Here is an 11,579-nt window from a genome sequence, read left to right as displayed (position 1 = left end):
TATGAACACAAATATTAAAACAAGAGAATATACTACAATCTCCGAAGTCTCCGGTCCTTTAATGGTTGTTGAAGGTGTAGAAGGCGTAGGTTACAACGAAATTGTAGATATCGAAACACCTAATGGTGAAAAAAGAAGTGGACAAGTTCTTGAAGTAACTGACGATGTTGCAGTTATTCAAGTGTTCGAAGGAACAACTGACTTAAACACTAAAAATACTAAAGCTAGATTCACCGGTCAAACTGCTAAAATTGGTGTATCTAGAGATATGATGGGTCGTATGTTCAATGGTATCGGTAAACCTATTGACGGCGGACCAGAAATAATTCCTGATGAAGAATTAGATATTAATGGAAGTCCAATGAACCCAGCTTCTCGTGAATTCCCTGAAGAATTTATTCAAACTGGTATCTCTACCATTGACGGTATGAACACTTTAGTAAGAGGTCAAAAACTTCCTATTTTCTCAGGTTCTGGTTTACCTCACAACGAATTAGCAGCTCAAATCGCAAGACAAGCTAAAGTGCTTGGGGACGATGCAGAGTTTGCAGTAATATTCGCTGCTATGGGTATTACTCACGAAGAAGCTAACTTCTTTATGAGAGATTTCGAACGTACCGGAGCTCTTGAAAAAGTAACTGTATTCATGAACTTAGCTGATGACCCAGCTATTGAAAGAATCTTAACTCCTAAAATGGCTTTAACTACTGCAGAATATTTCGCATTTACTTTAGGTATGCAAGTATTGGTAATTTTAACTGATATGACCAACTACTGTGAAGCATTAAGGGAAATTTCCGCAGCTAGGGATGAAGTACCTGGAAGAAGAGGATATCCTGGATACATGTATACTGATTTAGCTAACATATATGAAAGAGCAGGACGTATTGATGGTAAAGAAGGTTCTATTACTCAAATGCCTATCTTAGTTATGCCTCAAGACGATATTACTCACCCAATTCCAGATTTAACTGGTTATATTACTGAAGGACAAATTGTATTAAGCAGAGAACTCAACAGGAAAGGTATTTATCCTCCTGTAGATGTACTTCCATCACTTTCTCGTTTGATGAGTGGTGGTATCGGCGGAGACAAAACTCGTGATGATCACAGTGGTGTATCTGACCAACTTTACTCTGCATATGCAGGTGGTCGTGAATTAAGAGACTTAGTTGCTGTTGTAGGGGAAGAAGCTCTTACCGAAAGGGATCAAAAATTCTTAGAATTTGCTGAAGAATTCGAAGGTAAATTCATTACTCAAAGTAAAGACGAAGATAGGTCTATCATTGAAACCTTAGATCTTGGTTGGGACTTACTTAAAATCTTACCTAAATCTGAACTTAAACGTGTTAAAGAAGAATTTATTGAACAATACCTTCCAAAAGAATAAGCTCATTCATATAACGGGTGATTAAATGGCACAAGATATTATAGATGGAATAAATCCAACAAGGATGGAATTATTATCTCTTAAAAATAGAACTAAACTCGCTGTAAAAGGGCATGGTTTACTCAAAGAGAAAAGGGATGCTTTAATCAAAGAGTTTTTTGATATTTTGGATCGTGTCAAAGGTGTTCGTGAAGCTGCTGAAAGAAGCTTAAAAGAAGCTAATGAAGCTTTACTTGAAGCTCAAATAGCTATGGGTGACTTAGCTGTTAGGAAAGCATCTTTATCAGTTAAAGAATCTATCGATGTAGATATTAAATCTAGAAGTGTTATGGGTGTATCAGTTCCTGTAACCAATGTTAAAATGGAAGAAAGATCCATTATTGACAGAGGTTACAGCTTTTCTGACACCACTATACAATTAGATGAAGCTGCTAAGAAATTTGAAGAATCTATTAAATTCTTAATTGAACTTGGTGAAGTGGAAAAAACTATTTTCTTACTTGCTGAAGAAATTGAGGCTACTAAACGTAGGGTAAATGCGTTAGAGCATATTATGATTCCAAGATTCGAAAACACTGAAAAATATATTGATATGAGACTCCAGGAAATGGAAAGGGAAAACTTTGTTAGATTGAAAATGATCAGGTCCACTATCGAGAAGAAAGATAATGAGGCTAAAGAAGCAGCTATTGAAGAAGAAGCTGCTGAAGTAGAAGCTTAAGTTTTACTTAACTTCTTCATTTTCTATCTATTTTTATTATTTATTTTAAATTTTAAACTTTGTTAGGCTTTATTTATTTAAAAAAAGTTATTTTTAGTAGTTATTGTAAAAATTTTTAATTACTGGAAAATTCTAGAAAGAGGTGTATTTATGCAACGTAACCCTATAGACCAATTTTTAAAGGACCCTGACAATAAGGCGAAATTATTTATCTGGTTAACTAGATCTATGATAATAGTAACGTTTATGATAACTATAGGTACAATTATATTTATTTTATACTTATTAGGAGTTATTAACTAGCTTATTTACAGTTTGGCTAGATGATTCTACTTTTTCATATAACTTATCAAAATCTTTATCTTTATCTATTATTGTAAGTAACGGCTCATCTTTTTGTGTAATTGATCCGAGATGAGGCATATCATAAAGGTTGTTTAAATCTATTTTTTCATACTTTACTGTTTTGGGGGAGTATATTATTTTTTTATAGCTGTAATATTTCGCTTTGTCAATAGATATTATTTCATTTTGGCAGGCTTTGATATGTGCTTCAAGCATATTGATTCCTAAAGCTTGCTGGACACATTCAAATGTTCCCTGAATTCTGGGATTTATTTCAATTACATATAATCCGTTTTTATTTAAAATAAAATCTACACCATTTGATCCGATTAATTCAAATTTTCCGATTAGTTTTTCAGAAGTATCTGCCATTTCTCTGTTTATTGCATCAGTATTTTTTACAGGTGCCAATATTGATTTTTCGGTTAGGGGAAGGATATTTCCAACATATTTGAACTGGCTGTTTTTTTCAAAGTCATGCTGGGTTAGCAGTCTTGAATTTACAATGTTTTCAGCTTCATTTTCACTGCCCAATACTGAAGAACTTAAATTTATACCTTCAATATATTCCTGAACAATCAGTTTTTCATCACAGTTTAATTGAAGTTGTGATTGATTATTTAATAAGTTTGTGTTATATCCTCCTGATCCTTTAAGTGGTTTTGCAATATATTGAACTTCAGGATTATTTTTTTGAATTTCAACAGCTTCATCTACATCATTCACATAAAAAGTTTCAGGAGTTAAAAATTCGTTTCGGATTTCTTTATAAAATCGGTATTTGTCTTCAACTTTGCTGATGTCTTTATTTCCCAGAATCTTTTTTTGATGTTTTTTTTCAAAATCATTTGGTGAAATTCCTGAAATCGGAATAATATAATCTACCTCATCAAGATAGTCTTTGGAAACATTTAAAATATTTTTGCTGCTGAATTTATCTTCAAAAACACCGCAGTCAGGATTAATACTTTCATCCAATATTATTTTCTGGTTTTCAATTGACGGAACATCGGATGTTGAAAAATAGCTAGTTGAATAAATAGTATAATTTAGTTTTAGTCCGCTTTCAATCATACTTCGAGTATTTATTCCAATAAGAAGTAATTTTTCCATAAAATATCAAGCAAAAAAAGTTTTTTTTAAAAATAGTCCCGAGCGGAGTCGAACCGCCGTCTCCGGGTCCAAAGCCTAGAAGGATTACCACTACCCTACGGGACTATATTTTGTTTGTACCAGTAGTACAACATTCTATATTTATTTGATAAGTAGTATATAAATATATCGGTTTATTTTAAATTTTTATAAAATAGACATTTTTCATGCCAACAGCAGTCTTCACATATATCTTTGACACTATTTTTGCTGTTAAAAATATGTTTAGTTTCATTAAATAGCTTTAATGCATCATATTCTTTACTATTATCTATTTTGGATAGGATTTCATTATCCATCTTTATGATTTCTGCGTTCTGTTTTTCATTTCCGCAAAGGTCATTTTTTAAATTTGGACAGCATCTGCAGATATCATCAGCTTTATTTGTAATGGTAATAGTTGTATTTTCAGATTTTCTCAGGTTATTTATATATGTCATATTTTTAACAAAACTGTCGTTGTATCCATAACCCTGAAATCCCTGAAGACATAACAAGTGATGTCCTCTTAATTTAATTTTCATAATATCAGTAAATAAAAAAAGAAAAGGTTAAAAAACCTTATTTATTCTTTTGGTAAAAATACTTTAGAAACAGATGCTGCACCTAATATTTTTACAATATCTCCAACAATAAATGGAATGAATCCCATAATTAATAATTCAGAGATTGAAAGCATTGCACCTTGGCTCATGTAAGCCCATAAAGCTAATCCGACAAGTCCTGGAATGTAAATTATTGCAAAGTTAGCTACTCCAATAACTGCTGCCATTTTAGTGAAGTTACGTGCATCTGCATATTTGTCAGTTATAGTACCGATAAAGTAGGATGCAAGAATAAATCCTATAAAGTATCCGCAATTGGATCCAAGAAGAACATCTATTCCACCACTCATACTAGCAAACCATGGTACGCAAGTTGCACCAAGAGCAACATATAAAATTTGACTTAAACAGCCGTATCTTTTACCGAGTATTAACCCGGAGCATAACACTGCAAATGTTTGTGCAGTTATTGGCACAGGAGTCCATGGGAGTGGAATGATAATTTGAGCCATTAAACCTGTAAAACAAGCCATTAAAAATGACATTAATATTTTAGCGACAGTGCTAGATTCGCGTATTCCTTGGAATATGTTTTTTCTAGCAGTATAATAATTATTCATATTCATAGTATTCCTCCTTGATTTTTAAATCATCATACTTTAATATGTTTATCATTTTTACTATTTAATTTTTTGTACAAGCACATTGCAAAAAAGAGTTAATTATTGGCGTCCTGACTGTAAATTTGGGTTGTGGACAAATTGCTGTGTCCAAGCAGTTGCTGAATTATCTTGATATTCACTCCCTGTTCAAATAGATGTGTTGCATAGGAATGGCGTAAAATGTGAGGTGTTATTTTCTTTTCGATGCCGCTTTCATTTCCGTATTTTTTTATCATTAGCTGAACATATCGTGGAGTTAATGGATTTCCGCTTTTGTTAACTACCAGATAATTGCTTTTCTGTGTTCTTTTTTCCAAATATTTTTGTATTAACTGTTTGGTTGATTCATCAAGTAAAATAACTCTGCTGTTGTTTTTGCCTACAATGGATAACTGTTTTCCTTCAAAATTTACATTGTCTACACTTAAGTTTATAAGTTCAGAAACACGCAGTCCTGATGAATATAATAGGGTCACTATCAGTTTGTCCCGTAGTTTGGTAATGATGCGAAAATCACTATCTGAATTTTCATCCCATGTAATGCTGTCCAGAAGTTGTTTTACTTCTTTTTGTGTTAAAAAATTAGGTGGTGATTTAATTCTTTTTGGTGTTGTAATTGAATCTAAGAAATGAATATTGTTAAACTCAAGAAACTTCTTGACAACTACCGTAACCAGGTAAATGTAATTTTGACTAACATTTTTCACTTGTTTTAAATAGAGTATATAGCTATTGAAGTATTTTATGAACTCTTTTTCATTATAAATAGCTATTTGATTTTTTAGATAAGTAGTAAATTTATGTATTATTGATGAATAGGTTTTGATGGTGTTTTGTGAATAGTTGTTGTTCTTTAAAGAAGTTATGTAACTTTCTTTTATTTTATTAAAATTATAAACGTCGAGAATATTTATTTTATTCCCGTTTTTGTCTATAATCTCATTTTTAAAATCATATGTTTCCATTAGGACACCTTATTAATCCATGGTTATTATTTTTAAGTTATCCGGTTTTTTAACTATGTTCATGGATCTAAATGCAACTAATCTTTTAATTCCTTTTAATGAAGCAACATCAACAAGTCTCTGACTTATGATTCCATCAAAAATAACTGTGTCTGCACTTGTTTCTATATTTTTAATTTCTTCATAAATGTTTTCAACTTCCACTTCCTGAGTCATGTTTAAAGCTTCGTCCAGTATAGCTCCACAGCCGCTGCCTTCAAATTCTTTTAACATGTCTTTCATTAATTTTGTTTCGTCATCTTCAATAGGAATTTCTTCAATTTGCACTTCTTCTTTGACTTTAGTTTCGTGTTGTTGATGTTTGTTATTTGAATGTTTGTTGTTGTGTTTGCCGTTATGTTTTTTATGGGAGTTTTTGCTGTCAGATTCACTTAATATATTGTGATTAGCTAAAAATTGTGCTGTAGGAACTTTGTCCCTTAGGGCAACCAATACTTCATCTTTTTCAAGGTCTTCAACTTCTTTACCTTTAGGAGCACGTGTAATATAGTCAACATCTCCGATTTGCAGGAGTTCTTTTAAAATAAGTTCTCCACCACGGTCTCCATCTACAAATGCAGTTGTTGTTCTTTTTTTACTTAGGTTTCCTATGGATTGTGGAACACTGACTCCTTCAACAGCCACAGTATTTTTGATGCCGTATTTAAGTAAGTTCAATACATCGCTACGACCTTCTACCACAATAATTGCATCGGAAGTGTGTATGCTTGGACCTGCTGGCAATCTGTCTTCACCATATTCTGAAATTTCATGAACACGCATTGCTTCTCTTACTTCTTCAATCATTCTCATACTTGCAGGGCTGGCACTTTCAATCATGTTTTTGTAGATTTCCTTTGCACGGTTTACAACCTGTTCTCTTTTAACTGCTCTTACATCTTCAACTTTAACTGTGTGAATTTCTGCTTCACAGGGTCCAACACGGTTAATTGTTTCAAGTGATGCTGCAAGAATGGCGGTTTCAACTCTGTCTAAGCTGGATGGAATTACAATTTCTCCTTTAGCTCTTCCACCATTGGAATGGATCATTACCTGAATCCTGCCGATTCTTCCAGTTCTTTGAAGTTCTCTTAAATCTAAATCATTACTTAATAATCCTTCTGTTTGTCCAAATACTGCACCGACTACATCTGGTTTTTCTACAATACCATTTGCATTAATTTGTGCATGAATTAAGTATTTTGTTGTAGTTAATTCTTCTCCTTTTCCCATTGTTAAGCCTCCTTTTTATTTTTATTGGCTTATTTTCTTATCTTTCTAAAAATTGGGTATTTTAAGAAATAATCTTGATAAACATATCTAATATCTTTTAGTTAAGATATCTTTTATACACTAAAAAGAGTTAAAATCTACTGAGCATATTACTAATTTCATTTATAGCCTATATAGAACATATTAGCTATTTTTCTTTATTTTTTAAGATTATATTTAGTTAGTAATATTAATTGCTCCTGTTTTGTTTTTAAATTGAATAATAATTAAATTGTAATAATGAATGTAAATAAACTCTTTAAGTATAATTGTGAGTATTTTTTTATACTTCATTAAGTATTTTGAAAATACTAATATATATAATTAGTTAGTTATGTCAAAATTTTTGAAAAATCTTTTTTAAGCGGTTCTTACATATATCTATATATTAATTAAGAGAAGTGATTTAATGTCAGTAACACCTAGTGATTTATTACACAATAAAAAAGACTTAAATAAGAAAATTGATGTGGAAGATATAGATTTAAGTGAAATATCCATTGAAGATTTGGTTTTCAATAAAAAAAACTATAAAAATTATATTAACTTGAAGTCTTTACTTGAAGGTGTTTCCACCTGCCAAATTTCCGATGCATATAACGGAATTTCAAGAAGATCAGGTGTTATCAAAGAATTGAAACCTATTAACAGATTAAGGGTTTGGGGTAGAATTACTACCTGCAAAACCAACAGTGATGATTGGGGAACTTCCGCATTAGCTATTGATGAAGCTAATGATGGAGATATATTATTTATTAAAACCAATAATTCTGACATGTCTGTATGGGGTGAATTAGCTTCAACCTGTGCTAAAGCTAATGGTGTTAAAGCTACTGTAATTTATGGGTCTGTCAGAGATTTGGATGCTCTGTATTATATGGATTATCCTATTTTTGCTTGTGATTATGCTCCAAATGCAGGAAGTGCTTTAGGATTGGGAGAAATCAATGTGGATATTTCTGTTGGGGATATGACTATTCAACCAGGTGACTTTTTCTATGGTGATGAAACCGGCGTTGTTATTATTCCTCAGTCTTTGTTTAAACAGGTCATGACTCAAACATTAGCTATTAAAGTAAAGGAATTAGGTATCATTGATGCTATTAATGGTGGTAAAACTTTGTCTCAGGCTGCTGGGTTAAAATAGTGTTTAGGACAATTAAATAGTAAAACATTTAAATAGCAAATTTTATTGATATATAAATATATCGATACATTTATATATTATCACATGCATATTAATAGTTGATACAGATTATTTTATGATTGATTTTTTATGAAAGTTTTAGGAAATAGTTTGCATATTGCAAATTCTGGAAAATTAATAGCTAGATCATCTAAAACACCTAGTCCTGGTGGTATTGTTTTTAATAGCGATAAAACTAAAATAGGCAAGGTTAGCTATGTTTTTGGACCTACTAAAAGTCCGTATGTTTCAATTAAATTATTTAAATCTGCTAATTTAGATAAAATCAAGAGAAACTATGGTGAAAAACTATTTGTATCAAGACCAAAATCTAAGAAACCTAGGAAGAGGAGGGTGAAAACACGAAACAAAAAGTAAACGAAATCCCTAAAAAGGTCGGACATAAAAGAACAGAAAAAGAAATTATGCAAGGTGATGTTTATGATAAAGATAAACAAACCGTATGTCCGGAATGTGGTTCCACAGAATTAATTGGTGATTATGAAAGGGCAGAAGTAGTTTGTGCTCACTGTGGATTAGTTATTGATGAAAATCTAGTGGATATGGGTCCTGAATGGAGGGCATTTGACCACGAACAAAGAGATAAACGTACTAGGGTTGGAGCTCCAATCACTTACACCATTCACGATAAAGGTTTAAGTACTATGATTGACTGGAGGAATAAGGACATTTATGGTCGTGATATTCCTGCAAGAAACAGAGCACAATGGTATAGATTAAGGAAATGGCAAAGAAAAATTAGGATTTCTGGTGCTACAGAACGTAACTTGGCATTTGCATTAAGTGAGCTGGACAGAGATTCTTCAAGATTAGGTCTTCCAAGAAGTGTGAGGGAAGCTGCATCTGTAGTATACAGAAGTGCAGTGGACAACAAACTTATTCGTGGAAGGAGTATTGAAGGAGTAGTTGCTGCTTCTTTATATGCTGCTTGCAGACGTTGTAATGTTCCCCGTACTTTAGATGAAATAGCTGAAGTTTCAAGAGTTACTAAAAAAGAAGTAGGTAGGACTTACAGATTCCTTACAAGGGAATTAAACATTAAATTACCTCCAACTTCTCCGGTCGATTATGTGCCTAGATTTGCTAGTGAATTAGGTTTGTCTGGTGAAGCACAATCCAGAGCTATTGAAATTATTGAAAAAGCAATGGAAAAAGGTTTGACTTCTGGTAGAGGACCAACTGGTGTAGCTGCAGCTGCATTATATATTGCATCTGTATTGTTGGGTGAGAGAAAAACCCAAAGAGATGTAGCAGATATTGCAGGTGTTACTGAAGTAACTATAAGAAACAGGTATAAAGAATTAACAGAACAACTTGAAATGGGTGTAACTTTATAAACCACCCTATTTTAACTTTTTTTACTATATTTTTCAATACGATATATTAATTCATTGACAATTCCATCGTTATTTGTTTTTTTAACTTTAGCTAGTTTTTTCTGATATTTGGAGAGCCTTTTTAAGAATTTTTCCACTTCTTGAGGACTCATCTTTTCATGATATTCTCCATAACCTAATTTCTGAACATAAAATCCGTTTAATGTTTGTTCAAAGTTTCCAATAGCTGGAACGCTGTATATTGGTTTTTTAAGGGATATGGCTTCTGATATAAAGGTAAATCCACCATTACAGATTACTGCCTTGGCACTGGCTAAATCATTGTAGAACTCATCTTCATTAAATAATTTGTAAGTCAGATTTTCGTCTGTTTTGTCCTTATTAAATCCGTAAACAATAAATTTTTCATTTAATGATTTCAATTGCTCGACTAATTTCACACTTTCTTTACTGGTCTGATAGACAATAATGTGATCTTCAATTGTAGGTTCCAGCTTTAAGATATCTTCACGAATCACTGGAGGATAGAGCACCGCCCTTTTTTTAGGCTTGATTTTCGGATAAAAGAAGCTGGTTAAAATATGTATTTTCGGTTTTATTACATATGACTTTATTACACCTTTTGCTTTTAGCATTTCTCCCTGATGCTTTGGAGGATAGTCAATTGCAGTTTGGGTAATCATGTGGATATTGTCCAGACTTATTAATGGAATGCTGAGAAGTTTGGAAACCATTGTTGCATAGATTTCAAAATCAGTAACAATAACGTCAGGAGATAATTTTCTTGCTTTTTTATATAGTTCTTCATATCCTTCTTTAATGTTTAGAGGATTACGTTTAATGGCATTCATTAATGTTTTTGTATTGCTGACTTTGTTATTTATATAAACTGTGTTGAATCCGCCGATTTTATAGACATTGTCAAATTTTTCATTTAAATATTTGTAAGCACGGTCGCTGCTGAAAATGTAAACGTCATATTTGTCTTTTATACGGTCGATTATTACGCTGCTTCGGATAGCATGACCCATTCCCTCTCCACAGATACAATAAAAAATTACTTTTTTATCTCTGATTTTTGTTTTTTTGGATTTTTTAAGATAGACTTTTGCAGTGTTTATTTTTTGTTTGGATTCATCATAGCTGTTTTTCAAATGGTCCAATTTTTCAGATTCCAGAGCAATTTTATCTAATTTATGTTTGCTTATATGTTCTTTTCCATGATCAAAACCATAATTTAAATCTGAAGCTTCTGTTCTAATGCCTAAAAAGTCATTTACAGTACTTTTACCGTATTGCTTAGCTAGTGTTGCAAGTCCTTCCTCTTCAAGCCTTCTTGTGGAAACTCCAATTTTAGCATTTCTCAATACTTTAAATCTTTCTTTTTTGGCCAATCTTTCAATATATTCTGTATCTTCACCGAAAGTTAATTCTTCATCAAATCCGCCGCAGCATTCATGCAATTCCCTTTTAGTTATTATACCATAACATCCGGCACCGTGTGGCTTTATTTTTTCAACGCTTATCATAAACAAATTGGCCAAATCATGTAAGATTTTATCTTCTGTTTTTTTGGATAGGGGTTTCATTTGTGTAATTGCAATACCCAATCTTTCCATTTTAAATTCATAGATAACTTTTGCAAGATAATCTTCGGTAAGTTTTAAATCAGAGTCTAAAAATAGTAAATACTCACCTTTAGCTACTTTCGCACCATTATTTCTACCTACTGCAGGCATTCCGCCTTCAACAACAATACATCCGTATTCTTCAGCTATTTTTACAGTATTGTCTTTAGAGTTAGCATCAGCAACAATTATTTCATAGTCTCTGAAATCCTGCTGTTTAATACTTTCTAGAAGTAAGGGAAGGTATTCTTCTTCATTATATGTAGGTATAATAATGCTTAAAATCATATGTTAATATTAATTTTTAAAACTTATA

The 11,579-nt window shown here is 32.1% G+C and carries 11 protein-coding genes and 1 tRNA gene; 5 read left to right on the top strand and 7 right to left on the bottom strand.

Annotation, left to right across the window (positions count from 1 at the left end; all coding sequences use genetic code 11):
• Position 1: 1 nt before the first annotated feature.
• Both MSM_RS02145 and MSM_RS02140 read left to right on the top strand, forming a co-directional pair.
• Entirely contained in the window at positions 2-1,390 is a 1,389-nt protein-coding gene (locus tag MSM_RS02145; RefSeq protein ID WP_004032182.1) for a V-type ATP synthase subunit B, read from the top strand.
• Positions 1,391-1,415: 25 nt separating this feature from the next.
• Positions 1,416-2,111: a V-type ATP synthase subunit D gene (locus MSM_RS02140; protein WP_004032181.1), complete on the top strand. Its 696-nt coding sequence runs from the start codon at positions 1,416-1,418 to the stop codon at positions 2,109-2,111.
• A gap of 285 nt (positions 2,112-2,396) precedes the next feature.
• Here the strand turns inward: MSM_RS02140 and MSM_RS02135 are convergent, their stop codons facing one another.
• The 6 genes from MSM_RS02135 to dnaG form a co-directional block, all read right to left on the bottom strand.
• On the bottom strand, positions 2,397-3,569 hold the full coding sequence (locus MSM_RS02135; RefSeq protein ID WP_011953885.1) for an ATP-grasp domain-containing protein: 1,173 nt from the start codon (positions 3,567-3,569) through the stop codon (positions 2,397-2,399).
• Positions 3,570-3,602: 33 nt separating this feature from the next.
• Positions 3,603-3,674, bottom strand: a tRNA-Gln gene (locus tag MSM_RS02130).
• 68 nt (positions 3,675-3,742) lie between these two features.
• Complete coding sequence (locus tag MSM_RS02125) at positions 3,743-4,132, bottom strand: DUF1284 domain-containing protein (RefSeq protein ID WP_004036804.1); 390 nt, start codon at positions 4,130-4,132, stop codon at positions 3,743-3,745.
• A gap of 41 nt (positions 4,133-4,173) precedes the next feature.
• Positions 4,174-4,779 carry a biotin transporter BioY gene (locus tag MSM_RS02120; protein WP_011953884.1) on the bottom strand — a complete coding sequence of 202 codons (606 nt, stop codon included), beginning with the start codon at positions 4,777-4,779 and terminating at the stop codon, positions 4,174-4,176.
• A 92-nt stretch (positions 4,780-4,871) separates the two neighbouring features.
• Positions 4,872-5,780 carry a site-specific tyrosine recombinase/integron integrase gene (gene xerA / locus MSM_RS02115; RefSeq protein WP_011953883.1) on the bottom strand — a complete coding sequence of 303 codons (909 nt, stop codon included), beginning with the start codon at positions 5,778-5,780 and terminating at the stop codon, positions 4,872-4,874.
• 12 nt (positions 5,781-5,792) lie between these two features.
• Positions 5,793-7,052 carry a DNA primase DnaG gene (dnaG, locus tag MSM_RS02110; RefSeq protein WP_004036806.1) on the bottom strand — a complete coding sequence of 420 codons (1,260 nt, stop codon included), beginning with the start codon at positions 7,050-7,052 and terminating at the stop codon, positions 5,793-5,795.
• A gap of 448 nt (positions 7,053-7,500) precedes the next feature.
• Between dnaG and MSM_RS02105 the strand changes: the two genes are divergently transcribed.
• The 3 genes from MSM_RS02105 (at position 7,501) to MSM_RS02095 (ending at position 9,635) form a co-directional block, all read left to right on the top strand.
• Positions 7,501-8,238, top strand: a complete 738-nt coding sequence (locus MSM_RS02105) for an RraA family protein (protein ID WP_004032175.1) — start codon at positions 7,501-7,503, stop codon at positions 8,236-8,238.
• A gap of 129 nt (positions 8,239-8,367) precedes the next feature.
• Positions 8,368-8,655, top strand: a complete 288-nt coding sequence (locus MSM_RS02100) for a Gar1/Naf1 family protein (protein ID WP_004032174.1) — start codon at positions 8,368-8,370, stop codon at positions 8,653-8,655.
• A 47-nt stretch (positions 8,656-8,702) separates the two neighbouring features.
• Positions 8,703-9,635, top strand: a complete 933-nt coding sequence (locus tag MSM_RS02095) for a transcription initiation factor IIB (RefSeq protein WP_004032173.1) — start codon at positions 8,703-8,705, stop codon at positions 9,633-9,635.
• Positions 9,636-9,646: 11 nt separating this feature from the next.
• On the opposite strand, the gene MSM_RS02090 is transcribed toward MSM_RS02095, so the two are convergent.
• Positions 9,647-11,551, bottom strand: a complete 1,905-nt coding sequence (locus tag MSM_RS02090) for an MJ1255/VC2487 family glycosyltransferase (protein WP_011953882.1) — start codon at positions 11,549-11,551, stop codon at positions 9,647-9,649.
• Positions 11,552-11,579 lie beyond the last annotated feature (28 nt).

It is taken from the genome of Methanobrevibacter smithii ATCC 35061, assembly GCF_000016525.1.
GTDB classification, from domain to species: Archaea; Methanobacteriota; Methanobacteria; order Methanobacteriales; family Methanobacteriaceae; genus Methanocatella; species Methanocatella smithii.
The sequence above is the reverse complement of the archived record's forward strand: the minus strand, read 5'-3'. Positions and strand labels throughout refer to the sequence as shown.